The organism is Kitasatospora sp. NPDC056076 (genome assembly GCF_042266305.1).
Classification (GTDB): domain Bacteria; phylum Actinomycetota; class Actinomycetes; order Streptomycetales; family Streptomycetaceae; genus Kitasatospora.
Window position 1 is genome coordinate 62800 of sequence record NZ_JBHJWG010000038.1, and the last position, 23895, is coordinate 86694.

Annotated in this window: 35 protein-coding genes and 1 tRNA gene; 28 read left to right on the plus strand and 8 right to left on the minus strand. The window is 70.5% G+C overall.

The window, feature by feature from the left end; all coding sequences use genetic code 11:
• Window positions 1–12 precede the first annotated feature (12 nt).
• On the minus strand, window positions 13–2733 hold the full coding sequence (locus tag ACFC1T_RS27640; protein WP_375892762.1) for a penicillin acylase family protein: 2721 nt from the start codon (window positions 2731–2733) through the stop codon (window positions 13–15).
• A gap of 357 nt (window positions 2734–3090) precedes the next feature.
• Here ACFC1T_RS27640 and ACFC1T_RS27645 point away from each other — a divergent pair, with 357 nt between their 5' ends.
• The 4 genes from ACFC1T_RS27645 to mscL all read left to right on the plus strand — a co-directional run bounded on the left by ACFC1T_RS27645 (window position 3091) and on the right by mscL (window position 7768).
• The gene (locus ACFC1T_RS27645) at window positions 3091–4575 is read left to right on the plus strand and encodes a potassium/proton antiporter (protein ID WP_375892764.1); all 1485 of its coding nucleotides are present in this window, start codon (window positions 3091–3093) and stop codon (window positions 4573–4575) included.
• Window positions 4576–4935: 360 nt separating this feature from the next.
• Complete coding sequence (locus ACFC1T_RS27650) at window positions 4936–6312, plus strand: MFS transporter (protein ID WP_375892766.1); 1377 nt, start codon at window positions 4936–4938, stop codon at window positions 6310–6312.
• Between the two features lie 126 nt (window positions 6313–6438).
• Window positions 6439–6780, plus strand: coding sequence for an FmdB family zinc ribbon protein (locus tag ACFC1T_RS27655; RefSeq protein WP_375892767.1), 342 nt, complete (start codon window positions 6439–6441; stop codon window positions 6778–6780).
• A 571-nt stretch (window positions 6781–7351) separates the two neighbouring features.
• Entirely contained in the window at window positions 7352–7768 is a 417-nt protein-coding gene (gene mscL, locus ACFC1T_RS27660; protein WP_375892768.1) for a large conductance mechanosensitive channel protein MscL, read from the plus strand.
• A gap of 8 nt (window positions 7769–7776) precedes the next feature.
• On the opposite strand, the gene ACFC1T_RS27665 is transcribed toward mscL, so the two are convergent.
• Both ACFC1T_RS27665 and ACFC1T_RS27670 read right to left on the minus strand, forming a co-directional pair.
• Entirely contained in the window at window positions 7777–8094 is a 318-nt protein-coding gene (locus ACFC1T_RS27665) for a hypothetical protein (protein WP_375892769.1), read from the minus strand.
• 136 nt (window positions 8095–8230) lie between these two features.
• Entirely contained in the window at window positions 8231–9217 is a 987-nt protein-coding gene (locus tag ACFC1T_RS27670; RefSeq protein WP_375892770.1) for a sigma-70 family RNA polymerase sigma factor, read from the minus strand.
• A gap of 425 nt (window positions 9218–9642) precedes the next feature.
• Between ACFC1T_RS27670 and ACFC1T_RS27675 the strand changes: the two genes are divergently transcribed.
• A complete protein-coding gene (locus ACFC1T_RS27675) occupies window positions 9643–10446 on the plus strand; it encodes a phosphatase PAP2 family protein (RefSeq protein ID WP_375892772.1) in 804 nt (267 codons plus the stop codon).
• Between the two features lie 112 nt (window positions 10447–10558).
• On the opposite strand, the gene ACFC1T_RS27680 is transcribed toward ACFC1T_RS27675, so the two are convergent.
• The 4 genes from ACFC1T_RS27680 to ACFC1T_RS27695 form a co-directional block, all read right to left on the minus strand.
• Window positions 10559–10618: transfer RNA gene (locus ACFC1T_RS27680), tRNA-OTHER, on the minus strand.
• A 71-nt stretch (window positions 10619–10689) separates the two neighbouring features.
• Window positions 10690–11976: a hypothetical protein gene (locus ACFC1T_RS27685; RefSeq protein WP_375892773.1), complete on the minus strand. Its 1287-nt coding sequence runs from the start codon at window positions 11974–11976 to the stop codon at window positions 10690–10692.
• Window positions 11977–12044: 68 nt separating this feature from the next.
• Window positions 12045–12230, minus strand: coding sequence for a hypothetical protein (locus ACFC1T_RS27690; protein ID WP_375892775.1), 186 nt, complete (start codon window positions 12228–12230; stop codon window positions 12045–12047).
• Between the two features lie 110 nt (window positions 12231–12340).
• The gene (locus ACFC1T_RS27695; RefSeq protein WP_375892777.1) at window positions 12341–12859 is read right to left on the minus strand and encodes a helix-turn-helix transcriptional regulator; all 519 of its coding nucleotides are present in this window, start codon (window positions 12857–12859) and stop codon (window positions 12341–12343) included.
• Between the two features lie 202 nt (window positions 12860–13061).
• On the opposite strand from ACFC1T_RS27695, the gene ACFC1T_RS27700 reads away from it, so the two are divergent.
• The 21 genes from ACFC1T_RS27700 (at window position 13062) to ACFC1T_RS27800 (ending at window position 22318) form a co-directional block, all read left to right on the plus strand.
• On the plus strand, window positions 13062–13268 hold the full coding sequence (locus ACFC1T_RS27700; RefSeq protein ID WP_375892779.1) for a helix-turn-helix domain-containing protein: 207 nt from the start codon (window positions 13062–13064) through the stop codon (window positions 13266–13268).
• On the plus strand, window positions 13265–13513 hold the full coding sequence (locus ACFC1T_RS27705) for a hypothetical protein (RefSeq protein ID WP_375892780.1): 249 nt from the start codon (window positions 13265–13267) through the stop codon (window positions 13511–13513). The genes ACFC1T_RS27700 and ACFC1T_RS27705 overlap by 4 nt, the downstream gene beginning before the upstream one ends.
• Window positions 13514–13631: 118 nt before the next feature.
• Window positions 13632–13892, plus strand: a complete 261-nt coding sequence (locus tag ACFC1T_RS27710; RefSeq protein WP_375892782.1) for a hypothetical protein — start codon at window positions 13632–13634, stop codon at window positions 13890–13892.
• Complete coding sequence (locus ACFC1T_RS27715; RefSeq protein WP_375892783.1) at window positions 13889–14152, plus strand: hypothetical protein; 264 nt, start codon at window positions 13889–13891, stop codon at window positions 14150–14152. Before ACFC1T_RS27710 ends, ACFC1T_RS27715 begins: the two co-directional genes overlap by 4 nt.
• A complete protein-coding gene (locus ACFC1T_RS27720) occupies window positions 14152–14340 on the plus strand; it encodes a hypothetical protein (RefSeq protein ID WP_375892785.1) in 189 nt (62 codons plus the stop codon). Before ACFC1T_RS27715 ends, ACFC1T_RS27720 begins: the two co-directional genes overlap by 1 nt.
• Window positions 14337–14720, plus strand: coding sequence for a hypothetical protein (locus ACFC1T_RS27725; RefSeq protein ID WP_375892787.1), 384 nt, complete (start codon window positions 14337–14339; stop codon window positions 14718–14720). The genes ACFC1T_RS27720 and ACFC1T_RS27725 overlap by 4 nt, the downstream gene beginning before the upstream one ends.
• Window positions 14720–14872, plus strand: coding sequence for a hypothetical protein (locus ACFC1T_RS27730; protein ID WP_375892788.1), 153 nt, complete (start codon window positions 14720–14722; stop codon window positions 14870–14872). The genes ACFC1T_RS27725 and ACFC1T_RS27730 overlap by 1 nt, the downstream gene beginning before the upstream one ends.
• Complete coding sequence (locus ACFC1T_RS27735) at window positions 14869–15012, plus strand: hypothetical protein (protein WP_375892790.1); 144 nt, start codon at window positions 14869–14871, stop codon at window positions 15010–15012. The genes ACFC1T_RS27730 and ACFC1T_RS27735 overlap by 4 nt, the downstream gene beginning before the upstream one ends.
• The gene (locus ACFC1T_RS27740) at window positions 15009–15917 is read left to right on the plus strand and encodes a hypothetical protein (protein ID WP_375892792.1); all 909 of its coding nucleotides are present in this window, start codon (window positions 15009–15011) and stop codon (window positions 15915–15917) included. The genes ACFC1T_RS27735 and ACFC1T_RS27740 overlap by 4 nt, the downstream gene beginning before the upstream one ends.
• Window positions 15914–16441, plus strand: coding sequence for a hypothetical protein (locus ACFC1T_RS27745; RefSeq protein ID WP_375892794.1), 528 nt, complete (start codon window positions 15914–15916; stop codon window positions 16439–16441). The genes ACFC1T_RS27740 and ACFC1T_RS27745 overlap by 4 nt, the downstream gene beginning before the upstream one ends.
• The gene (locus ACFC1T_RS27750) at window positions 16438–17202 is read left to right on the plus strand and encodes an exonuclease domain-containing protein (protein ID WP_375892796.1); all 765 of its coding nucleotides are present in this window, start codon (window positions 16438–16440) and stop codon (window positions 17200–17202) included. Before ACFC1T_RS27745 ends, ACFC1T_RS27750 begins: the two co-directional genes overlap by 4 nt.
• Entirely contained in the window at window positions 17199–18083 is an 885-nt protein-coding gene (locus ACFC1T_RS27755) for a hypothetical protein (RefSeq protein ID WP_375892798.1), read from the plus strand. The genes ACFC1T_RS27750 and ACFC1T_RS27755 overlap by 4 nt, the downstream gene beginning before the upstream one ends.
• The gene (locus tag ACFC1T_RS27760; RefSeq protein WP_375892800.1) at window positions 18080–18262 is read left to right on the plus strand and encodes a hypothetical protein; all 183 of its coding nucleotides are present in this window, start codon (window positions 18080–18082) and stop codon (window positions 18260–18262) included. Before ACFC1T_RS27755 ends, ACFC1T_RS27760 begins: the two co-directional genes overlap by 4 nt.
• A 139-nt stretch (window positions 18263–18401) precedes the next feature.
• Entirely contained in the window at window positions 18402–18749 is a 348-nt protein-coding gene (locus tag ACFC1T_RS27765; RefSeq protein ID WP_375892802.1) for a hypothetical protein, read from the plus strand.
• A gap of 82 nt (window positions 18750–18831) precedes the next feature.
• Window positions 18832–19713: a hypothetical protein gene (locus ACFC1T_RS27770; protein ID WP_375892804.1), complete on the plus strand. Its 882-nt coding sequence runs from the start codon at window positions 18832–18834 to the stop codon at window positions 19711–19713.
• Window positions 19713–20459: an ATP-binding protein gene (locus ACFC1T_RS27775; protein WP_375892805.1), complete on the plus strand. Its 747-nt coding sequence runs from the start codon at window positions 19713–19715 to the stop codon at window positions 20457–20459. Before ACFC1T_RS27770 ends, ACFC1T_RS27775 begins: the two co-directional genes overlap by 1 nt.
• Window positions 20460–20470: 11 nt before the next feature.
• A complete protein-coding gene (locus ACFC1T_RS27780) occupies window positions 20471–20659 on the plus strand; it encodes a hypothetical protein (protein ID WP_375892807.1) in 189 nt (62 codons plus the stop codon).
• Between the two features lie 10 nt (window positions 20660–20669).
• Window positions 20670–20852: a hypothetical protein gene (locus ACFC1T_RS27785; protein WP_375892809.1), complete on the plus strand. Its 183-nt coding sequence runs from the start codon at window positions 20670–20672 to the stop codon at window positions 20850–20852.
• A gap of 10 nt (window positions 20853–20862) precedes the next feature.
• The gene (locus ACFC1T_RS27790) at window positions 20863–21612 is read left to right on the plus strand and encodes a hypothetical protein (RefSeq protein ID WP_375892811.1); all 750 of its coding nucleotides are present in this window, start codon (window positions 20863–20865) and stop codon (window positions 21610–21612) included.
• Complete coding sequence (locus ACFC1T_RS27795) at window positions 21609–21842, plus strand: hypothetical protein (protein ID WP_375892812.1); 234 nt, start codon at window positions 21609–21611, stop codon at window positions 21840–21842. Before ACFC1T_RS27790 ends, ACFC1T_RS27795 begins: the two co-directional genes overlap by 4 nt.
• Window positions 21839–22318 (plus strand): hypothetical protein, encoded by a 480-nt coding sequence (locus ACFC1T_RS27800; protein ID WP_375892814.1) that lies wholly within the window; start codon window positions 21839–21841, stop codon window positions 22316–22318. Before ACFC1T_RS27795 ends, ACFC1T_RS27800 begins: the two co-directional genes overlap by 4 nt.
• A 206-nt stretch (window positions 22319–22524) precedes the next feature.
• On the opposite strand, the gene ACFC1T_RS27805 is transcribed toward ACFC1T_RS27800, so the two are convergent.
• Window positions 22525–22743 (minus strand): hypothetical protein, encoded by a 219-nt coding sequence (locus tag ACFC1T_RS27805; protein WP_375892816.1) that lies wholly within the window; start codon window positions 22741–22743, stop codon window positions 22525–22527.
• Between the two features lie 118 nt (window positions 22744–22861).
• Here ACFC1T_RS27805 and ACFC1T_RS27810 point away from each other — a divergent pair, with 118 nt between their 5' ends.
• Both ACFC1T_RS27810 and ACFC1T_RS27815 read left to right on the plus strand, forming a co-directional pair.
• Entirely contained in the window at window positions 22862–23614 is a 753-nt protein-coding gene (locus ACFC1T_RS27810) for a hypothetical protein (protein WP_375892817.1), read from the plus strand.
• A 57-nt stretch (window positions 23615–23671) separates the two neighbouring features.
• The coding region (locus tag ACFC1T_RS27815) for a hypothetical protein (RefSeq protein WP_375892819.1) at window positions 23672–23895 on the plus strand (224 nt) is incomplete at its 3' end.

Here is a 23895-nt window from a genome sequence, read left to right on the forward strand (position 1 = left end):
TCGGGACGGGCCTCAGCCCGTGGTGAGCACCAGCTTGTGCTTGGTGGCCTTCTCGACCGCGTCCGGCGTGTAGGCCCAGGTCAGCAGCTTGCCCTTGAGCCAGAGGTCGGTCTGGTCGTTGTAGTTCTGGTGGAAGGCGTGGCCCGAGGCGCCGCCGACGTTGACCCAGCGCGAGGAGTCCAGGTCGTTCAGGTCGACCACCATCCGCATCGACGGGATCCAGTCCACCTGGTAGCCCGCCGCCGCGTTCCAGCCGGCCGCGTCGACCGCCGCCGAGCCGCCGGAGAGGCGGTACGGGCCGCGGTTGAGCAGCTTGTGGACGAGGCCGGAGGCGATCGAGGAGTTGTCGGTGCCGAGGGTCTGCTCGCGCAGCTCCAGCTTGTGCAGGCGGCCCCAGCTCCAGGTGGAGATGTCCTTGCCGAGCAGCGAGGTCAGGTCCTGCCGGGCGTTCTTCATCGCCTCCTTGAGCAGGTTGTCCAGGCCCTTCTGCTCCTTGTGGTCGGAGTCGATGTACGTCCACCAGGAGCTGTCGGGCTTGTCGAGCTGGGTGCGCACGACCTCGGTCCAGCGGTCGCCGCCGTCCGGCTGGGCCTTGCTCGGGTCACGGGTGCCGCACTGGGTGACGATCTTGCTGGAGCTGTCCGGCTTGGTCGGGTCGTCCTGCTGGCGCACCAGCAGGCAGTTGTCCTTGGCCCGGATGTCGGCCGGGAACTTCTGCCCGAAGGCCAGGCTGAGCAGGTTGCGCCAGACGCCGTTGTAGTAGGCGGCGGCGGCCGAGTCGGCGTCCTGGTGGAAGTTCCAGTCCTTGAGCAGGTCCTGGGCCTCGCGCACGTAGGGGTCGTCGATCCGCTGCTTGAGCAGCAGCGGCACCAGCGTCTTGGCCATGATGCTGGTGTTGTCCAGCTGGAGGGTCTGCATGTCGTCCGGCGAGATCTTGCCGTTGTTCTTGAGCAGGCCCTCGATCTGGTCGGTGATCTCCTTGGCCCGGGTGCCGTACTCCCAGTCCTTGGTGAGGCTGTACTTGTAGCTCGGGTCCACCACGGCCTGGTTGGCGGTGACGATGTAGCCGGCCGCCGGGTTGAGGCTGTACGGCAGGGCGGTGAAGGGGACCGGGTCCGGCTTCCACTGGTACGAGGAGTCCCAGCCCGGGGCCGGCATCGAGCCGTCGCCCTTGCCGCGCACCGGGATGACGCCCGGGGCCTGGTAGCCGATGTTCTTGCTGTCGGCGTAGATCAGGTTCTGCGCGGGGACGGCGAAGTCCTTGGCGGCGGCGCGGAACTCGTCCCAGTTGCGGGCCCGGTCCAGTTCGAAGACCGCGTCCATGGTCCTGCCCGGGCTCAGCGCCGTCCACTGCAGGGCGACGCCGTAGCCGCCGGTGCCGCGGTCGGGGGCGGAGCTGCCGTTGGGGGCGTACTTGCCGACGTTCTGCTGCTCGGTGCTGACGTCCGAGATGAGCGGGGCGCCGGTGCGGGTGGTGCGGACGGTGATGGTGCGGTCCTCGCCGCCGGCGACCTTGATGGTCTCCTTGCGGAGGTCGAACTTCTCGTCCTTGCCGTCCACCTGGTAGGTGTCCGGGCCGGTGACCTTCTCCAGGTAGAGGTCGGTCACGTCGGCGCCCAGGTTGGTGAAGCCCCAGGCGACGTCCTTGTTGTGGCCGATCACCACGCCGGGCATGCCGGCGAAGGTGAACCCGGTGACGTCGAACTGGCAGGCCGGCGAGGCGGTCCGGCAGTGCAGGCCCATCTGGTACCAGACCGAGGGCAGGCCGGGGCCGAGGTGCGGGTCGTTGGCCAGCAGCGGCTTGCCGGTGGTGGTGTGCGAGCCGGCGACCACCCAGGAGTTGGAACCGATGCCCTGGCCGGGGCGGCCGAGCAGCTGCGGCATCCCGTCGATCCGGTCGGTGAGGCCCTGCAGCAGCGCCTTGGTGGTGGCCGCGCCCTGGGCGGTGCCCGCGCCGGGGGCGGCGCCGGCGGGGGTCGAGCCGTCGGCCGGGCGGTAGGTGTCGCCGTTGACGGTGCCGGTCTTCACGATCGTGCCGTTGCGGGCGTACGGGTAGTCCGGGTACAGCTCGGCGATCTTGTCCGGGCCGAAGTCCTGGGCCAGCAGCGAGCGGTCGATCTCCTCCTGGAGGTTCCCGGAGAGGTTCCAGGCCATCGCCTTGAGCCAGGCCACCGAGTCGACCGGGGTCCACTGCTCGGGCTTGTAGCCGCTGTTGACCGCGCCGAGCATGGCGTACTCCAGCGAGGCCTTCTCCCCGCCGGGGTGCTCGGCGAGCCAGGCGTTCACGCCGTCCGCGTAGGCCTGGAGGTACTTCTTGGTCTCCGGCGAGAGCTTGGTGTCGTACTCCTTCTGCGCCACCTGCCGCCAGCCCATGGTGCGGATGAAGGAGTCGGTGTCGACCTGGCCGTCGCCGAACATCTCGGACAGCCGGCCCGCGGTGATGTGCCGCCGGACGTCCATCTCCCAGAAGCGGTCCTGGGCCTGGACGTAGCCCTGGGCGCGGAACAGGTCCTCGCTGGTGTCCGCGTACAGCTGCGGGATGCCGTTGGCGTCGCGCTTGACGTCGACCGGCGCGCTCAGGCCCGCCACCTTGACCGTGCCGTCCACCTCCGGGAAGGAGGCGCGGACCGCGGTGACCCCGCGGTAGCCGCCGTAGCCGACACCGGCCACCAGCAGCACGACCAGCACGATCACGATCAGACGGGCGCGCCGGAACTTCTTCGAGCGGGGCATCTGGGTCCTTGCGGTCCTGACTTCGGGGCGGGCGGGCGTGTCCAGGGCCTGGGGCCGTGACAGGGCACCACATTAGGCCGAGTCGGACGGCCGGCGTGCACGGGGGACGCTCCCGGCGGGATCGGAGGCGGTCAACGGGCGGCCCGGAAGGGGCCGGTGGGCGCCCCGAGGGCACTCACGGCGGGCGCGACGAGGAAGGAAGTAGGCAATGAAACTAAAGATATGGCAAAATGTTAGACTGAGTAACGATCCGCAACAGGAGCATTGACGACTTCTTAACGGGTCGACGGTCCGGCACCGCCCGGCCCGGCACCACCTGACACCCCGCCCGCCCATGCCTGCCCGAGGTGCCACTGCGTGAACGTCGCCCACCTGAACCAGCTCCTGCTCGAAGCCTCCGTGATCCTGCTCTTCGCAGTGGTCGCCGTCCGGTTCTCGACCCGATCAGGGCTGCCCAGTCTGCTGATCTACCTCGGGATCGGCGTGGCACTGGGCCAGAACGGGATCGGCGTCACCTTCAACAACGCCGAACTGACCCAGGTGCTCGGCTACGCGGCACTCGTGGTGATCCTCGCCGAGGGCGGCCTCAAGACCAGTTGGCGCGAGGTCAGACCCGCCATGCCGGCGGCCACCGTCCTGGCCACCGTCGGCGTCGGCGTCAGCGTCTTCGTCACCGCGGCCGGCGCGCACTGGCTGGTCGGCCTGGACTGGCGCACCTCGCTGCTGCTCGGCGCGATCGTCTCCTCCACCGACGCCGCCGCCGTCTTCTCGGTGCTGCGGATGGTCCCGCTGCCGCACCGGCTCACCGGCCTGCTGGAGGCCGAGTCCGGCTTCAACGACGCGCCCGTGGTCATCCTGGTCGTCGCCTTCGCCTCCACCGGCGAGCTGGACTCCTGGTACATGCTGCTCGCCACGATCGCCGCCGAACTGGCGATCGGCGCCGCGGTGGGCCTGGCCGTCGGCAAGCTCGGCGCGTTCGCCGTCAAGCACGTCGCCCTGCCGTCCTCCGGCCTGTACCCGATCGCCGTGGTCGCCCTGACCGTGCTCGCCTACGCCGGCGGCGCGCTGCTGCACGGCTCCGGCTTCCTCGCCGTCTACATCAGCGCGGTGATCCTCGGGAACTCCAAGCTGCCGCACGGCCCGGCCGTCCGCGGCTTCGCCGACGGCCTCGCCTGGATCGGGCAGATCGGGATGTTCGTGCTGCTCGGACTGCTCGCCTCGCCCGAGACCATGGGCGACGCGGTGGTCCCCGCGCTGGTGGTCGGCGGGGTGCTGGTCTTCCTTGCCCGACCGCTGTCCGTGGTGCTCACGCTCACCCCGTTCAAGGTGCCCGTCCGCGAGCAGGCACTGCTGAGCTGGGCCGGACTGCGCGGGGCGGTGCCCATCGTCCTCGCCACCATCCCGGTGGTCTCCGGAGCCCACAAGGCCGACGACGTGTTCAACATCGTCTTCATCCTGGTCGTGGTCTTCACCCTGCTCCAGGGCCCGACCCTGCCCTGGATGGCCAAGCGGCTGCGGATCGGCGAGGGCGCCATGGGCCAGGACCTCGACATCGAGTCCGCGCCACTGGAGAAGCTGCACGGGCACCTGCTCTCGGTCACGCTGTCGCCGACCTCCAAGATGTCCGGTGTGGAGGTCAGCGAGCTGCGGCTGCCCAAGGGGGCGGCGGTCACCCTGGTCGTACGGGACGGCAGCTCCTTCGTGCCGGACAAGGCGACGATGCTGCGCGGCGGGGACGAGCTGCTGGTGGTCACCACGGACGAGGTCGGCGAGGCGGCCGAGCGGCGGCTGCGGGCCGTGGACAAGGGCGGCAAGCTGGCGGGGTGGCTGAACGGGCGCTGAGGCGCCGCCGGGGTGTCTCGGTGGCCCGGGTGGCCTGAGGGGCCCGGGTGGCCTGAGGGGCCCGGGTGGTCCGGGTGGCTTGGGCGGTCTGGGTGGCTCGGGTGGTCCGGGTGGTCTGGCGGGATCTACGCGCGTAACTGTATGGTGGTACGACCACGCCGTATGACTACCGTTAGAACACCCCCAGCATCTGCCTGACGCAGAGTTGGCGCGACCGCTCGGCGGCCGCGGTCCGGCCCCGGCCCACCAGGCCCGGCCGGCCCGGTATCTACCCCGGTCGACGCGCGAGAGGACGACTCTCGGCGCCGTCGGGGCCACCCCATGCCCTGCCGCGCTACCAGGCAGCAGGAAGGACCGACCGTGACGGCCCGCCGAACGGTCGAGACCACCGCGGACAGCGCTCCGGACACCGCGGACAGCACCCCGAACAGCGCGACCACCGACGCCGCGACACCGGCCAAGGTCGGGTACGGCGCGCTGCTGCGCACGCCCGGAGCCTGGACCTTCCTGGCCCCCGCCTTCATCGCGCGCATGCCCTACGCGATGCTCAGCATGGGCATCCTGCTCCTGGTCAAGGACACCCACGGCTCCTACGGCACCGCGGGCACCGTCACGGCCATCGCCGCCGTCGCCCAGGCCCTGATCGGCCCGCAGACCGGACGGCTCGCCGACCGGTACGGGCAGGCCGCCGTCCTCGTCCCGACCGTCGTGGTGCACGCGGCCTCGGTCGGCCTGCTGATCGCGCTGGCGCTCGGCCACGCGCCCGCCTGGAGCCTGTTCCTGGCCGCCGTCCCGGCCGGCGCGAGCGTTCCGCAGATCGGCGCGATGGTCCGGGCCCGCTGGATCGCCACCATCGGCGCCGAGGGCGCGTCCGCCTCCACGTCGGCCAAGGTGAGCACCGCCTTCGCCTTCGAGTCCGTGACGGACGAGTTCACGTTCGTGATCGGCCCGATCCTGGCCGCCAACATCGCCACCTCGGTGAACCCGGCCACCGCCCTGGTCGTCGAGGCCGCGCTGACCTTCGTCGGCGGCCTGGTCTTCGCCGCCCAGCGCCGCACCGCACCCGCCCGGATCACCCCGGAGCCCGGCGTCCGGCGCGCCTCCGCACTGTCCTCCCCCGGCGTCCGGCTGCTGGCCGGGGTGATCCTCGGGGTCGGGGCCGTGTTCGGCGGCATGCAGGTCTCGGTGAACGCCTTCGCCGACTCGGTCGGCCAGCACGACGCGGCCGGCACCGTGTACGGGATCTTCGCCGGCGGCTCGATGGTCGCGGGCGTGCTCTACGGCGTCATCGCCTGGCGGCGGGCTGTCCAGCAGCGGATGGTGGTCAGCTACGCGCTGCTGGTGGCAGGCTGCTCCACACTGTGGGCGATGCCGAACCTGGTCACGCTCTCGATCGCCGCGCTGGTCTGCGGCCTGGCCATCGCGCCGACCCTGATCAGCGGCTACACCCTCGTCGAGACCCTGGTCGAGGACGGGGCCAAGACCGAGGCCTTCACCTGGCTGACCGGGGCCATCGGCCTGGGCCTGGCGGTCGGCTCGATGGTGGCCGGGCGGCTGATCGACGCCCACGGGCCGTCCGCCGGGTTCCTGGTGCCGCTGGTCGGCGCCGGGCTGGGTGTGATCGCGCTGGTGTCGCTGCGGCACCTGCTGGTGGCCCCGGGCGGGGCGGGCCGCGTGGTGGCCTCCTCGGCCGACCTCGGCGGCGCGGCACAGCTGTTCGGTGCCGCGAAGGGCTGAACGCGCGGTCGTCGGTGACTCGGTACCGGCTCATCTCACACCGGATTCGCTGGACTGATCCAACGGAATACCGCATCATTGACCATCGTTAGCACTCATCAGGCGAGAGTGCCAGGAGGAAGACAAGTGCCCACGTACCAGTACCAGTGCACCGAGTGCGGCAACGGCCTGGAGGCGGTGCAGAAGTTCACCGACGAGGCGCTGACCACGTGCCCCGACTGCCAGGGACGGCTCCGCAAGGTCTTCTCGGCCGTGGGCGTCGTGTTCAAGGGCTCGGGCTTCTACCGGACCGACAGCCGTTCGTCCTCCAGCAGCTCGGTGAGCTCGGGATCGTCCTCCGGCTCGTCGACCGGCTCCTCGACGTCGTCGGGCTCCGGCTCGGCCGGCTCGTCGTCCGGCTCTTCGAGCACGTCGAGTTCGTCCAGCTCGTCCAGCTCGTCCAGCAGCCCGGCTCCGGCCGCCGGCTGACCTCGGTCTCACGGGAAGGCCCGTCGGCCCCGCTCCACGCGGGGACGGCGGGCCTTTTCGCGTGTCGCGGCAGGTCTTTCGCGCGCCGGGCGGGCCTTTCCGCGCACCGCCGTCAACTTCCGGAATCGAAACAACTCGTGCGGGTGTACGAAGTTGTCCACAGGGGCGGGTTTGTCCACAGGCTGTGGGAATCGACTTCCGGGGCACGGCGCATCCGCGCAAGGTAGGGGACACCGAGCAAGACCCGCCCGATTCCGGAGGTGTCCCGATGACGACCACGACCTTGCCCCTCCCGCTGCCCGCCCCCTCCGTACCGCCCCGGCGGGAGGTGCCGAGCTTCCCGCCGATCCGGCGCGGCTGCGGCGGGTGGCACCGCTGGCGCCGGGCCGTCCGACGGCGGGGCGGGATGCCCGCGCTGGTGCTGCTCGCGGCGGCCGCGGCATTCGCCTCCGGGCCCGCGCGGGCCGGGCTGCCACCGCCCCCGGGCGGCGGCGTGGGCCGTACGGGTTGTCAATCCGGGCTTCCGGAAGATCACCCGTAACCCGGCGACGACTTCGTCGTTCGAGGCGGCATGAAAGGCTTCAAGGAATTCCTGCTGCGTGGAAATGTCGTCGAACTCGCCGTCGCCGTGGTCATCGGCGCGGCCTTCACCAACATCGTCAACGCCTTCGTCAAAGGCGTGATCAATCCGATCGTCGGCGTGTTCGGGACGAAGGACCTGGCGTCCTACAGTTCCTGCCTCAAGGGGCCCTGCGAGGTGAGCGCCACCGGTGAGGTCACGTCCGGGATCCTCATCCTGTGGGGGTCGGTGCTCAGCGCCCTCCTGCAGTTCCTGATCACCGCCGCCGTCGTCTACTTCGTGCTGATCGTGCCGATGAACCGGATGGCGGCCAAGCGGAAGAGCGCCGCCGAGGTGGCGGCCGAGGCCGAGGCCAAGGAGGTCCAACTGCTGACCGAGATCCGCGACGCGCTGGTCGTGGCGCGCTAGGAAGTCCCTCAGTCGCCGTGGTGCGGCGGGCGCTGGCTCAGGTACCAGTCCAGCCCCCGCCCACCGCCGGCACCCGCCCCGGGGCGATCGCCCCAGCCGGCGTCGGTGTCGTCCCTGGACTGCTGGTCCAGCGGGTCGCGGAAGACCAGGCGGGCCTTGGCGGAGGTGTAGGTGGTGGAGGCGGGAGGGGTGGTGGTGGGTGGGGTGGAGGCGGAGGGGGGGAGGGAGGGGGAGGGGGAGGGAGGGGCGGGGGTGCCCCCCCGCGCCCGGTCCTGGCCCTGTTCGCGCCCCGGTTCCTGCGCCTGCCCTTGTTCCTGCTCGCTCATCTCGTCCACTCCCCTGCTCGCGGTCCGACCTGTCCTTTCAGCGTAGAAGCCTCGCGAGGCTCCCGACGACATGCGCCGGCCCGGGTGCGGAGCACTCCGCACCCGGGCCCGGGTGGTCGGCCTCGGCCGCCGGCCGTCAGGCGGCCTCGAAGCCCGCGTGGTCGGCGATCTTCTTGAGCTCGGCCAGGGCGTGCTTCTCGATCTGCCGGATCCGCTCGCGGGTGAGGCCGTGCTGCTTGCCCACCTCGGTGAGGGTGCGCTCGCGGCCGTCCTCCATGCCGTAGCGGGAGCGGATGATCGAGGCGGTGCGGTCGTCCAGCCGCCCGATCAGGCCGTCCAGCTCCTCGCGGCGGAGCATCACCATCACGGCGTCCTCGGGGGACGTCGCCCCGGTGTCCTCCACCAGGTCGCCGAACTGGGTCTCGCCCTCGTCGTCGACCGACATGTTGAGGCTGACCGGGTCCCGCGCCCAGTCCAGCACGTCCTTGATCCGGGCCTCGGTGGTGTCCAGCTCGGCCGCGATCTCGGCCGGCTCCGCCTCACGCCCCAGCTCCTTGGACTTCTCCCGCTGCACCCGGCGGATCCGGCCGAGTTCCTCGACCAGGTGCACGGGCAGCCGGATGGTGCGGGACTGGTCGGCGATCGAGCGGGTGATCGCCTGCCGGATCCACCACGTCGCGTAGGTGGAGAACTTGAAGCCCTTGGCGTAGTCGAACTTCTCGACGGCGCGCACCAGACCGGCGTTGCCCTCCTGGATGAGGTCCAGCAGGGGCAGGCCGCTGCGCGGGTAGCGCCGGGCGACGGCCACCACCAGGCGCAGGTTCGAGCGGATGAAGACGTCCTTGGCGCGCTCGGCGTCGGCGGCTATCGTCTCCAGCTCCTCGCGCGTGATGCCGTCGGGGAGCCGGCCGTCGGGGAGTTCGCTCTCCTCCAGCAGGTGCTGGGCGTACACACCGGCCTCGATCCGCAGCGAGAGCTCGACCTCCTCGGCGGCATCGAGCAGGGGCGTCCTGGCGATCTCGTCGAGGTACATACCGACCAGGTCGCGGTCGGCCTCAAGGTTGGTCGGGCGGGCCGCGCGAGTCCGGTCGGCCCTGTCGCGAACGACGGCACGGGTGGCCATGCTTGCTCCCTTTGCTGGTGTTGCCGAGGTCTGCCTGCCTGCCCCCCTGGAGGGCAAGAAGTGCGGGCCCCCAGGGGCTCACACGTAACGATCCAACGAACAGATTCCGGACAACATTCCCAAGTCGTTCAGATTCTTCCTCGTGATGCAGTATCCTGCCGGTTTTCACCCCGGTTCTGGACACTCGGTGACCACTCGGGCACCTCGGGTGCCCGTTCGCGACCGCCCGTGGAACGCCTCTTCACCGACCGCACACGTAACCGTCGCCCATGGGTTGAACAGGCGAACGCTTGTGGACGTTCCCGCGCGCCCCCGGCTTCCGCCCGCGCCCGCCCCCCGGCGCACGCAGGTCCTCCGCACAAAAGATGCCGAATCGCTATCACTCCAGCTCCCGATCGGCACAGCGCACTGGGAAGGTGTCAGGCATGCACCTGACCAACAGCACGAGACCCGTCACCGTGCGTCATCGCCGCCTCCTTCGGGACGCGTCGGTCGCGCTGGGCTGCGCCGCGCTGTTCGGCCTCCTGGCGGCGCTGGTGACGGGCCGCTGGCACCCCCTGCACGAGTTCGACCAGGACTGGATCGGCGGACTGCACTCCTACGCACGCGATCACCGGATCTGGACCGCCGCGGTGCAGACCCTCTCCGACATCGGCGGCCCGGTCACGATGCGTATCCTGCTGGGCTGTGCGGCCGCCTGGCTCCTGCTGATCGGTGCCCGGGTGCTGGCCGGTTGGGTGGCCGCCCAGGCGCTGGTGGGCTGGGCGGCCCAGTGGGCGCTCAAGCTGGCCGTCGGCCGGCAGCGGCCCGCCTTCTCCGACCCGGTGTCGCACGCGGGCGGCCCGGCCTTCCCCTCCGGGCACGCCATGGCCTCGGCGATCACCTGTGCCGTCCTGGTCGGCCTGGTCTGGTACCGGGTCGGCCGACGCGGCCGGACCGCCGCCTGCGCGGTGGCCGCGGTGACGGTGCTGACCATCGGCTGGACCAGGACCGCCCTCGGGGTGCACTGGCCCAGCGACGTACTGGCCGGCTGGCTGGCCGCCGGCGCCGTCCTGGGCGTCGTGACGGCAGTGATCGAACTCTGGCGGCCGGGCGCCCTGGCCCGGGACGTCCGACGGGTCAACTGGCGCACCAGGCCCAGGGTCCAGCGGGTCATCGTGCCGTCCGTCCGCATGCCGCGGGCCGACGAACCGCTGGAGGAGAGCGAGTTGGACGGTCCGCTCCGCTGACCCGGCCCCGAGGGGACGGTGCCGGAGGGCCCGGGGAGCGGAGGGACGGGAACGCCGCAGGCCCTCCGCCCGGGGTGGGCGGAGGGCCTGCGAACTGCGGTTCTGAATGTGCCCCAGGCAGGATTCGAACCTGCGACACCGGCTTTAGGAGGACCGGGCTATCAGCTGCTCTGCAAGCTGCCGACCAGCGGTGATGTTCCCTCAGACAGCGAAGAGAAGATCGTTTGGGGGAAATTTCGGTGATCATTTCTGCGAGAGCTCCAGATTCACCGGGATGCCCCACAGGGTCTCCTTCCCCAAGCTCAGCATGGCCCGTACGAAGACCTCCTGCAAGCCATCCAGGCGGTGCCGTCGCATCCGCACCGTCGGGTGCTGATAGACGCCCTTGATCCCAGACGGCTTGTGTCCGGCCTGCTCATACGCAAGTGACGCCGCGACCATGATCTGTTCCTGCAGCGTGTCGTGCGTGTGTCTGGCCCCCCGCATCGTCAGACCAGGCGCAAGCGGCTCCCAGGCGACCCGTTCAGCCGCCCCCTGCCTCCGAGCCCGAGCCGGACGTCCGTCCGCTGCCGGCCGCAGGACCTTGCCCCAGTTCCCGCGGCGCCACCACGACCCACTCTCAGTCGACAGCAGGTAGTCGTTCTCCCACACCTCGGCCCGGTGCCGCCACAGCCCTGCCAGGAAGGGCGGTAGGTCGACGTCCCGGATCCGATGCTCGTTCTTGAGCGGCTCCAGGGCCAGCACCGTTCCAAGCTTCTCCCCGCCCGGTCCACGCTGCTCGTACTCGGCCACCTCTTGAACGACTCGCAGTATCGGGCACGTCCACGCCGAGCCGTCGTCGTCAAGCTGCCGACGCTCCAGGACGTGCGTGCGGTCCAGACCCTGCCCCTCACCCCAGTTGATGCCAGTGAAGGCCGCGGACAACAACTGGAAACCGTCGGCCCAACCGAGTCGCTCCGCGGTCTGAATGACGGCAGCTGGCGGGTGCCACTTCGACTCGTCAACGCGCTTCGGCACCGCGCCAAGGACCATGACCGGCTTCGTTCGCCGACGCCCCATCAGCGGGTTGACCAGGAGGTGTCTCGCATCCACCGCCGCTGTGAGAATGGTCGACATCAGCGATACGACATGCCCCTTGGTCACGTCGTCGACCTGTAGCTCGTTGAGCTGCCACGAGTCGACGGCAAACCAGTTGATGTCACGCAACGGCACATACTGCCACCGCGGGAAGATGTGCCCCGTCAGCTGCTTCCAACGCGTGTCGACGGTCTGACCACGCTTCGGTCGTGCCTTCATGAACTCGGCAGCGAACACTCCGAAGTGCGTGCCGCTCAGCTTCGGGTCCACCCAGCGGCCGGCCCGAATGGCGGCCTCTTGCTCCTGCCCGTACTCCTTGGCCGTCTTCTCGGTGGCGAACCCCGATGCACTGCCGTAGTTGATCCCGTCGGGCAGTAGGAACTTCGCTCTCCAGCTGTACTGCTTGGTCTTCTTGCCGTTGCGGACTTTGTAAACCTTCTCGCCGTACGCCAAGGTGCACCTCCCTTGTCTTGGCAGGCGGGGCCTGCCGTCCCGCATGCCCCGCCGCGCCAAGAGTGGTGCTACACGTCAGCCTCGCCGCCGAACGCCCTTAGGAAGTCCGGGTCTTCACGGAGCCGCCGGCCGAGCTGGTGCGCTTGGGCCTCGGTGACGAGGCGGGCGTTCAGCAGGACCACCGGCGTGCCGGCCTTCCGTCGGACGACGGCTAGGCCGTCGTGGGGGATTTCCGGTACGCGCTCGATCCGCAAGGGTCGCTCCCCCTACCTGGTTGGGTGACCCCCCTCACTCAGGTAGCGGAATCGTGTCACACGGTTGGCATATGCGCACGGGTTTGCGGGCGTGTCTTGTGATTGTCGACTTACTCTGCGTCCTCAGAGAAGATCTCGTGCGCGGCCCTCTGCAGCCGGCTGAACTTCTTCTCCAGCTTCCGCTGCTGCCCGGGGGTGAGGTTCTGCTGCTCGCCTCGCTTCCAAAGCAACACCACCTTGCCCTCGTCCTCACTGTCGAGCTCGATCGCCGTCGCGTCGGCAACCTTTCCGCCGAGCAGGGCTGCCCGCACCCGCTCAGTCAGGTCATCGAGAAGCTCGTCGACTTCGCCGTCCTCGATGTCACCCGGCTTGGTGTCGCCGTGCCACCCGCGAACGGTCGGATTGCCGCCGGCTAGCACGGCCTCGATGCTGTCCTCGGTCCAGCCAACGGCCTTGGCGATGGCCTTGTGAGTCGCGTTGACCTTGGCGTACGAGCGCGAGCCCCTCTCCAGGGTCTGGACTGTCGACAGGCCCACGCCGACGACCCTGGCGAGGTCGTCTTGAGTCATGCCGCAATCCACCCGCGCCGCCTTCATGGCGCGTCCGAGGCGGCCCCAGTCTCTGTCCATGGCCCCATAATGCCCCATGTTCATGCAACTCCGACGACCGGATCAAGCCTTTTGAGCTGCGCTTAAGGCTCAAGCCAACCTCGAAAGTGTTGCATCAGAGGCCTCATACGCCCGCAAGGCCTCAACTATCACCGGTGAAAAGTGTGGCCACCATGTAGCCAGGAGCCTTGAAAGTTGAGGCTCAGTGTGGTGTTCTCTTCTCGTGACACCGAACGGCACCGCAATCAGGGCCATACGGAGGTCTCAATACTTGAGCCTTCGTGAGGTCGCCGCCAGAACTGGCCGGGACGTCGGGTTCCTCTCCCGCTTGGAGAGGGGCCTATCCGGAGCCAGCGAGGAGACGCTTCGGCGCATTGCCGCGGCGCTGACGGTGCCCGTAGCCGCCATCAACCGAGAGGAACAGCCGTGACCGTGCTGGTCGAGCCTCCCGCGCTCTCCGCAGCGGACCGGCTCCGGCTCTACACGCCGGAGGAGGTGATCGAGATGAAGCTCCTGCCGTACACCGTCCGGACGTTGAAGGACGCCGCGTACAACAAGCGCATCCCGCACACCAAGGTTGCCGGAAAGATCTGTTTCCGCCTGGACCACGTGTTCGCGATCCAGCAGGCCGGTGAGGTTGACCCGGCCACCCGCGGTCGCCGTCGCGCCGCCTGAAGCAGCCCAGAAAAGGGTCGGGCCCCCGCCCGGCAGTCACCCGGATTGCGCCCGGATGCCGCCCGCGAAGGCCCAGCGGCCCACCACCACACCAAGAACAAGAAGGAGAGGTGGACCTGTGTCCATCATGCCCTACCACTTCCCGGAGACCGATACCCCGGTCCGGGCCGCGGAGACCAACGAGTCGGAGCTGGACACGCTGTTGGACGCCCTGCTCGCGGAGATCGCGATGCCGGTGGCGCTGTTGGTGTTCGAGGACCCGTGGTTGGACGCGCTGGACGTGGTGCTGTACGGGCCGTTGCCGGAGTTGCCGGCGTGGTCGCCCTCGACGGAGGCCCTGGTGGCCGAGTTCGCGGCGCGGACGGGCGGTGCCCGGTGAGTGCGCTGCAGGTGATGTCGCTGCAGGAGGCCTTGGAGGCCGGCCTGTTGGAGGGGTCGCTGATCGTACGGGCCCAGACGGTGGTGGACCGTGCGAACGCTCTGCAGGCCCGTCCGGGCCGATTCATGAACTCGATCGAAGCCGCGCACCTGTTCGGCTCCATGCACGCGACGATCGAGGGCCTGATGCACGAGCTGTACGTCGCCCGCCTGCAGGTGCAGGGCTTGGAGCTGCTGCTGGGTGTCGAGGTGAGCGCGTGATGGCCGAGTACTCGCCGGAGGAGAAGGCCGCTGCTGCGGGGGCGGGTGAGAACTGGCTGGAGGCCGACCCGGAGCTGCTGTTGATGGGCCAGTTCATCGACGACCACGGTGCCCCCGATGAGTGGACCGAGGCGGTCGCCCGCCAGTACGAGGACGAGCACAACCGGCTGACGGGAGAGGGTCGATGAGCGCCCAGGACGGCATGCTGCATGCCCACATCGACCCGATGTGGATGCACGTGGTCCTCCAGGACCGTGGGGTCCGGTACGGGACGTTGCGGACGCTGGCGGAGGCGTGGGGTGACTCGCGGCAGCGGGTGGTCGAGGCACTGGACGCCCTGGCGGCGGTGGTCGACGAGGGCGGGCCGGCGTGGGACGCCGCAGTCGAGGACGTCGAGGCGGACCTGCAGTTCGACGAGGCCGAGGTCGAGTTGACGCACGTGGACGCGTACCGGCTCGCGGACGAGCTGGCCGCGGCGGCGGCGTTGACGATGTCGGCCCGGCGTGAGGCTGCCGAGGCGCCCGAGGTCATCGCGTTCCCGCACCAGCACCGCGGGGAGGTGGCGTGATGCTCGCCTTCGTGATCGTCGTCTCGGCCGTCGGGTTCGGGCTGCTGGGGTGGTTCGACTGGTCCGCCCGCAAGCGGGTGCAGTCGATCCGAGCCTCCGAGATGGAGCGGGTGCCCTACGCGACCTTCCGCGTCGAGGAGGACGGCCGGTGATCCGCCGCCTTCGCGCTCTCGCCGCCCTGCGCGTGCGCCGCTGCGACTGGCCCTTCCGGGCCCTGGAGCTGGTCCGGCCCGACGGCCGCGGCTGGCTGATCTGCCCCCTCCCGAACTCCCGCACGGAGAACGACCGATGACCAACCTGCCCGCCACGTTCCAGCCGAACGTACTCGCCGCGCAGATGGACTACGCGAAGGCCCTCGCCCAGTCGAGCCTCCTCCCGCGCCAGTACCAGAACCAGCCGGCGAACCTCCTGTGGGCCATCGCCTACGGCCAGACGCTGGGCGTCGACCCGATGACCGCCGTCCAGTCCATCCACGTCATCAACGGCAAGCCCACCGCCAGCGCGGACCTGATCGCGGGTCTCGTACGACGGGCCGGCCACAAGCTCCGGGTGACCGGCGACGACAAGCGGGCCGAGGTGGTGATCATCCGATCCGACGACCCGGACTTCGAGTTCCGGGCCGTGTGGACCATCGACCGGGCGCAGGCCGCGAAGCTGACCGGGAAGGACACGTGGAAGCAGTTCCCGGCGGCGATGCTGCGGGCTCGTGCGATCACGGAGGCGGCCCGGTCGGCGTGCTCGGAGATTCTGCAGGGAACGATCTACACGCCGGAAGAATTGGGTGCGTACGTCGACCAGGACGGCAACCCGGTTGAGGCGCCGGTGCAGCCGTTGCGGGCGGTACAGGCCGAACCGGTCGAGCAGCGCGACTTCCTGCACGAGGCCTACCAGGCGACAACGGCCGATGAGGTGCGCCGGATCTGGCAGGAAGCCAAGGCCTTCGGCTCGTACGACACGTACCTGGAGCAGATCGCTGAGGTCGGCCGGAAGAAGGCGGCGGCTGGGCCGGTCAACGCCGAGGTCGTCGAGGACGACGGGCGGACGGTCGCCGTGGACGCCCTGCGCGGTGCCGCGCTCACCGCTGGCGTCGCCGCCACCATCGAGCAGGACTTCAAGCAGTCGTACGGCGTGCCGATCGCCGAGGCGTCGGTCGAGCAGCTCGCCGAGATGACCCAGCTGCTGGTCGGTGCGGCATGACCCTCAAGGAGACCGCAGGCCGGACGGCCGTACTGCAGGCCCTGTACGAGGAGATCGGCGAGCAGCTCAAAGCCGCGAAGGCCGAGCAGGCCGCGGGCATGAAGGCGGCCCGCCAGGAGCACGGCACGACCCGGATCGAGGCGACGCTTCCGAACGGCACGGTCGTGGCAAAGGTGACGTTGGTGGCCCCGCAGCCGGCCGCCGAGGTGGTCGACAACGCGGCGTTCCTGGAGTGGGTGCGGGACAACCGGCCCGACCAGATCAAGCGCGAGTTCGTCACCACCGTCCGCGAGGCGTTCGTGAAGTCCCTGCTCAAGGAACTGACCGCCGCGGGTGTGCCGCAGTGGGTGGATCAGGAGACCGGTGTGGTGCACGACGTGCCGGGTGTCCGGATGCAGCCGCGTGCCGCCCATACCCGTACGACGTGGGAGGCCGCTGGGCCCGCTCGGGTTGCTGAGGCGTGGCGGTCCGGCGCGCTGGCCGGGCTGGTGCTGCCGGAGCTGACCTCTGGGGGTGCGGAGTGAGTCGCCCCTGGCACTACCGGCCGCTGGCCGGCTTCGACCTCGAATCCACGGGCCTCGACCTGGAATCCGACCGGATCGTGACCGCCGCGGTGCTGCGGGTGGGCCCCCAGCGGTGGACGAACCCCGAGGACAACGCGGTCCGCTGGATGGCGCCGACCCGGTACGGGTGGATCGTTGCTCCCGCGCCGGGGGTGGTGATCCCGGAGGCCGCCACGGCGGTGCACGGCATCGCGACGGCGCATGCCCTGGCCGTCGGCCGGCCCGCGGCCCGGGTGGTGCTGGAGATCGCACTGGCTCTGGCCGAGCACATCGCTGAGGGCACGCCGATTGTGACGATGAACGCCCCGTTCGACTTCACCATGCTGGACCGGGAGTTGCGGCGTCACGGGCACCGCACGCTCGTCGAACTGGCCGGCCGCGAGCCGGTCGTGGTGGACCCGCTGGTCCTGGACCGGCAGGTCGACCGGTACCGGCGCGGCAAGCGCAACCTCGGGGCACTCTGCGGGCACTACGGCGTCCGCCTCGACGGCGCGCACGAGGCCGCGGCCGACGCGCTGGCCGCCGTGCAGGTGGCGTACGCGATCGCCGAGCACCACCCGGCCATCGGCCAGGCCTCCCTGGCGGACCTGCACACGGCCCAGACCGGATGGGCGGCCGAGCAGGCCGACAACCTGCGGCAGTACCTGGCCCGGCAGAGCCGCGACGCCTCCGGTGTCCACGGCCACTGGCCGCTCATCCCCCGGCAGGAGGTGGCCCGATGAAGACCGCCACGTTCAAGCACGGCACCGTGACCGGCTACAAGTACCGCGGCTGCAAGTGCCTGGCCTGCTGCGACGCGTACGCCGCGTACCAGCGCACCCGCTACCGCAAGCGCGCCTACGGCACCTGGCAGCCCCTGGTCGACGCGACCCCGGCGCGCGAACACCTGGAGGCCCTGCACGCGCAGGGCATGTCGTGGGAGCAGATGGCCCGCGTTTCGGGTGTCCTGGTCGAGGAACTGCGGCGGCTGCGGATGCCGCTTGGATCGAAGCCGCGCACTGAACGGATCCGGCCGGAGCGAGCCGAGTTGCTGCTGTCGATCCGGTTCGACCCGTCGCCGGGCACGCCGAAGGCCCTGGTCCCGTCGGTGGGGACGGCACGCCGCCTGCAGGCCCTGCGGGCAATCGGCTGGCCGTTGTCGGTCCTGGCCGACCGGTCGGGAGTCGCCCGCCACACCCTGGCGATGGCGTCCACCCGTCAACAGACGGTACAGGAGTCCACCCGGGCGGCGGTCGCCGAGTTGTACGACGACCTGTGCGACCAGGACCCCCGGCGCCACGACGTCCCGGCCGAGTCCGTGCGGCGGGCAGCGGCCTGGGCAGAGCGGCAGGACTGGGCAGCACCGAACTGCTGGCTCAACACCAACATCGACGACCCGGGCACCCAGCCCGGACCGCCGGAGGGCCGCCGCTACTCGGCCCCGTCTGCGGGAGACCGTCGTCAGGCAATCATCGAGGACACCGCCGAGTTGGCCCGGAACGGCTGCACCCGGCAGGTCATCGCCACCCGGCTGGGCATTCAGTGGGAAGCGGTTCAGAGGGCCCACCAGAGGGCTGGGGTGCCGGTGCCGGCGATCCTCGGCGTGGGATCGGTGGCGGCATGACGGCGAACCGGTACAGGGATCCGGCGGACCGGGCGGAGTCGTACGGCGCCTCGCTGACGCTGACCGAGCTGCCCGAGGAGACCCGGGCGGCGGCCCGCCGGTACATCGCCCGCCGGGCCCACAGCGAAGCGGACGAGGCCCTGCTGATGGCCGCTCTCGACCTCGACCAGCCGGCGTGACCTGCCAGCAGTGGCTGCCCGCGGTCCGCAAGCACTGCGGGCAGCCCGCCCGGCCCTACCCCTGCGGCGCCAGGTGCGCAGAGCACACCCCCGCCCGGCAGAACGGGCACCCCGAGCCACCCGACCCGAAGGATCTTCGATGACCACCCTGGCCGACCGCGTTCCGCTCGCCGTGCCCGTCACCCACGCGGGTCTCACCCGAGCCCGCATCGTCCCCGCCATCCCGACCGGAACCCCGGGGCTCTACGTCGCCTGGTCCAGCCGGCACACCTCGTACGCGGTGATCCACGCCAGCGGCCGGCTCGTGGCCTACGGCTGGCCGTGCGCCAAGCGCGCGACCTTCGCCGCCGAGGACTACCTGCTCGCCGACTCCCTCGACTGGACCGGCAGCGTCGAGTCCATCCGCAAGGTGCCCTACCAGGTCGTCATGGACGTCGATGCCGTCATCACGCAGCACGGTGGCGTGTTCGCCCACAGCCTCACCTGACCCGCCGACCGCCTGGGGCGGGGAGGCAGCAACCCCCGCCCCAGGCCACCAACCCCGACCGAACGACCGGAAGAAGGATCACGTGGGCTACGAGCTGCGACGCCAACTGCGGGAGGCCCTGGGCCCGCAGGTGACCGGGCTCCAGCGTGCCGTGGCCTTGGAGATCGCGGACGACGCGAACGAGGAGACCCGCAAGTCCTGGGCCGCCCTGGAGGATCTGGCCCGGTGGGCCGGGGCGAAGGACACCAGCGTGGTGCGGAACGCCCTGAAACGGCTGGCCGTGGCTGGCTGGGAGTTCCGAATCCCGATCGGCAAGGGCAAGGACGGACGGGCGCTGTACGCAGTACCTGGCGTCCGGATGACCTTCCTCGTTCCGCCCTTTGAAGGGGTAGCCGTGGCTCCCCCTTTCGGAGGCAAGGGGGAGCACGGGCTACCCCTAGAGGGAGCCACGGCTACCCCTTCGGACCCGCAAGGGGGAGCAGGGGCTCATTCAGAAGGAGCCACGGCTCACTCAGAAGGAGCCGGGGCTCCCCCCTTCTCCTCATACCCCTCAGACCCCTCAACAGATAAAGACTCTCCCCGCCGCGAAGGCCGAGCCCCGGCTACCCCTTCCCCCGCCAAGCCGAAAGTCGACCACCACCTCGAAGCGTTCGGCGCCTTCTGGCTCGTCTACCCGAAGAAGAAGGCCCGCGAGGAAGCAAAGAAGGCGTGGTGCGCCGCCATTGAGCGCGGCGCCGATCCGCAGCACCTCGTCAACGCCGCCACCGCCTACGCCCGAGAGCGCGCCAACGAGGACCCGCAGTACACCAAGCACCCGGCGACCTGGCTCAACAAGGGCTGCTACGACGACGAGCCCGACACCGCCGCCGGCCAGCGACCCCCGCTCCGCGCCGTCTCCGGCAACGACTGGCAGCCCTACAGCAACCCCGACCCGTCCGTGTACAAGAACGGCTGGACCTCCTGATGCCCGAGCCCCAGCGCATGAACCCCGCCGCCGCCATGGCCGCCCTCCAGGCCCGTCTCGAAGCCCGCGGTCTCAACCTCCCCGACCGCGGCACTGTCGACGACACCCCCAGTCCCGACCAGCCCGGCCACCCCGAGTACCACCACCGCGCCCGCGCCGAGTTCGCCCTCGCCCGCTGGGGCAACGCTGTCCCGAACCGGTACGCCAACGCCCGCATCGTCACCGACCCCGCCATCGCCGCCTGGGCCGAGCAGGTTGCCGCCAACCCGACCGAGGCCCGCTCCCTGCTCCTCACCGGTACCACCGGCACCGGCAAGACCCACCAGGCATGGGCCGCCTTGCGGATGATCGCCGAAGCCGGCCCGGCCCGCTACGAGATCATCGCTACCACCGCCGCCGACATGTACGGCAGGCTCCGCCCTGGCGGATCCGACGCGGGCACCGAGACCGGCCTCAACCGGCTCGCCCGCATCCCGCTCCTCCTGCTCGACGACCTCGGCTCCGCCAAGGCATCCGAGTGGGTCGAGGAGATCACCTACCGGCTGATCAACGAGCGTTACAACGCATGCCGCCCGACGATCTTCACCTCGAACTACCCCACCGAAGCGCCGCGCCACTCGGAGACCGGCGCGATCCTCGGCCCCGGGCTCAACGTCGTCCTCGGTGACCGCATCGTCAGCCGCCTCACCGAGATGACCGACGTCGTCGTCATGGCCGGACGAGACCGCCGCCGCCAGGCCGCGTGATGGGCGCCCCGATGCCCCCGGGCCTGCGTCGCCACGGCGACCGCCCGCCCGAGTGGGCCATCCCCTGCCCCGTCCCCACCTGCCGCGCCAAGGCCGGCACCCCCTGCCGGACCCCCACCGGCCGCCGCCTCGCCTCCGGCAGCCACCCCAGCCGCGCCGACGCCTGGCTCGTCCACCAGACCACCCAACCCGCCGCCTGAGGAGACCCCGATGCCGACTGTCCTGCTCAACTCCACCCCGCCCGCGGACATGCCGATCTGGGCCCGGCTCCGGCTCATCGCCCGCGACATCCCGTTTGCCCACGTTGCCGAGTGGCGTTACGAGCGGCCCGGCCTCATCTCGATCATTACCATCCACGGCGGCTTCACCACCGTCACCCGCGACGTTGCCTGAGGAGACCACCGTGACCACCGCCAAGAAGCCCACGCTCGAACAGCGCGTTGCCGCCCGCTTCCGCCTCGACGTCGCCAAGCACCAGCTCACCGTCCTCCACGAGGACGGCCTCTACCGACACCTGCGGTACGCCACCCCCGGCGACAGCTCGCACTGGTTCGACCTGATCACCTGGCCCGGCACCCTGACCATCAAGGGCGACATGGGCAGCTACACGTTCAGCCGCACCCAGGACATGCTCGACTTCTTCCGCCGCTCGGCGTGGGGCGGCGGCCCCAACCTCCAGTACTGGGAGGAGAAGCTCGACGCCGCCGACCGGCACGCTGGCGTCCGCGAGTACTCCGAGGAACTCCTCCGCCAGCACATCGCCGACGACCTGGCCGCCCTTGCGGAGTCCGGCGACGTCACCGCCGATTACCTGGCCGGCCTGCACGAAGAGCTCGACGACGAACTGCTCGGCGAGCTGCCCACCTGGTGCATCGAGGACGAGGGCGAAGCCCTCGCCGGCGTCCGCCAGTTCGAGTACCGGCCCGGCCGCGAGGAGCCGTTCACCTTCGAGTCCACCGAGTGGGACGTCCGGGACTGGGCGTGGCACTACGTGTGGTGCTGCCACGCGATCATCTGGGGCATCGCCGCCTACGACCGCGCCAAGGCCGGGAAGCCCGCCCCCGCCCTGACCGCCGCGGCCACCACCGAACCCGACAGCCAGCAGGAGCCCGTCCTGGTCGCGGCCGGCGCCACCGAGGAAACCAGCCGATGAGCCGCACCGTGTACCGCGACCGCTACGAGGACGACCGCGTCGCCCTGGTCGGTGGCCGCGTCGACCACATCGTCCGCCCCAGCCGCCAGGCCCACATCGTGATCACCGCGTGCGGCAAGCACGGCACCCGCGCCAGCGAGCCCACCGGCCGCCCCTGCACCGCCTGCAGCAACCAGCCCTGGGCCCTCGACCAGCGCACCTACCTCGACGCCGAGGAGACCACCCGATGAACCAGCCCCTCGACCTCGACGCCATCCAGACCCACCCCAACACCGACGACGTGGCCGCCCTGCTCACCCGGGTCCGGCAGCTGGAGGACCGCCTCGACGAGCGAACCGCCGACATCGCCGAGCGCGCCCTGGAGAACGCCCAACTCCGCGCCGAGAACGAGCGCCTCCGCGCCGCCTGGCACTCCGCCACGACCCGCGCCAGCACCGCCCGCGAGCACCTCGACATCACCGAGCACGGTCGCGACCGCGCCGTCGAGGCCGCCGAACAGCTCCAGAGTGCCCTCGACGCTGCCGAAGCCGTCGCCGAGGACATCCAGCGCCTCGCCGCCGAGAACGAGCAGATCCGCGCCGAGCGCCGGCCCGCCCACTTCGGCACCCCGCACCCCAGCTTCGGCGAGGCCGCGGGTGCCGCGATGGCCCACAACGCCCGACTCGCCGACGACGCCCAGATCGCCCGTCAGCAACCCGCCACCTGACGGCCCCGTGCCCGGCCAGGACCGGACCACCAACGGCCGCGCACGGCCCAGGCGCCGGAGAGCGCGACCCGAACACCCGCAGGCCCCAGAAGGGCCGCCACGCGACGGAGGGCGACGATGCGTCAGCAGGCCTTGACCGGCGTCACTGGATGCGGGCAGCACAAAGCGCCGCGCGGCACTGGCCGGCGGCTGCTGGGTGGGGCGGGTCAGTTCTCGGCGGCCTCGGCGTCGCGCTTGTCGGCCGCGCTCCTCAGCTTGCGCAGGTACTCGCGGGTCCAGCCGGTGGCTCGGACGACGTCGACCTGCTTGGTGCCGGCGCGGAGGGCCGCGACGGCCTCGGCCTGGAGGGCGAGGCGTGCAGTGGCGAGCGCGACTTCGGCTTCCTGGTATCGCCGGGCGGCTGCGTCGAGGGATGCGGTGTCCATGCAGGGATTGTGACACACGGGTTGGCCAACTCAAGAGGCCAAGTGAGTTGACAAGGAGAACAGAGTTGGCCAACATAGTTCCCACAAGGCCGGAGCAGCACCCACAAAGGAGACCGCCATGGAAACCACCAACGAGCTCGCCGTCTGGGCCTACAGCAACACCGGCACCCTGGCCCACGCCATGCTCAAGACGGCCGCCGACGGCCGACTCGTCGCTGCGTGCCGCAGCAACATCACCCGCAACCCGGACGCCCGCCTGCACGCCGCCGAGGACATCTCCGGGCGCCTCTGCACGAGCTGCGAAACCCGATGGAACGACCACCTCGCCCGCGTCGAGCGTTCCATGCAGCCGATCCAGCCCTGCGAGTCCTTCGAGGTCTACGGCGCGGCCCCCGAACAGACCGTTGACCACACCCCGATGACGCGACCCGCACGCCCCCAGCGGCCGGCCTACAAGACCATCGTCAAAGCCGAGATCACGTGGACGCTCCAGTCCCGCAAGGACACCACCGACGCATGGTCCTACGTCAGCGACCACGCCAGCGAGGAAGCCGCCACCCGTCGCGCGCAGGCATTCCTGATCGAGGGGTCCCGTCGACACTTCCGCGTGATCGAGCACCGCACCGAAGTACGAGCCACGGACCCCATCGAGCCGCCGAAGGACACCGAGCAGGCAGGCGACCGGTACGTGGTGCGAGAGGTGGGCGTCGGCTACTTCGCAGTCTTCGACACCGAGGCGAGCCGCAACGTCACCTCCGGGTGTTCCCGGTACGGCGCTCAGTACATCCGCGACGGCCTGAACGACGGCTCCATGGTGCTGGACCCCACCGGCACTGTCGTCTCGGCCCCGGAGAAGACCAAGGACAACTGACCCACCCCGGCGGCCGGTACCCACCGGCCGCCACGCACACCCACCACGGAGACCACCATGACCACCCAGACCGCCCGCGACGCCCTCCTCGCCGAACTCATCACCGGCGAGGACCCCGCCAGCCCCGAGTACGCCGACGCCAAGGCCCGCGTCGAGCGCCTCCTCGACGACCACGCCACCGAGGTTCGCGAGCAGGTCGCCGCTGAAATCGACGCCGCCGTTCAGCGGAACCTCGCCGAACACCCTGACGAGCCCGCCATGTTCGCGCGCCGCCTCGGCCT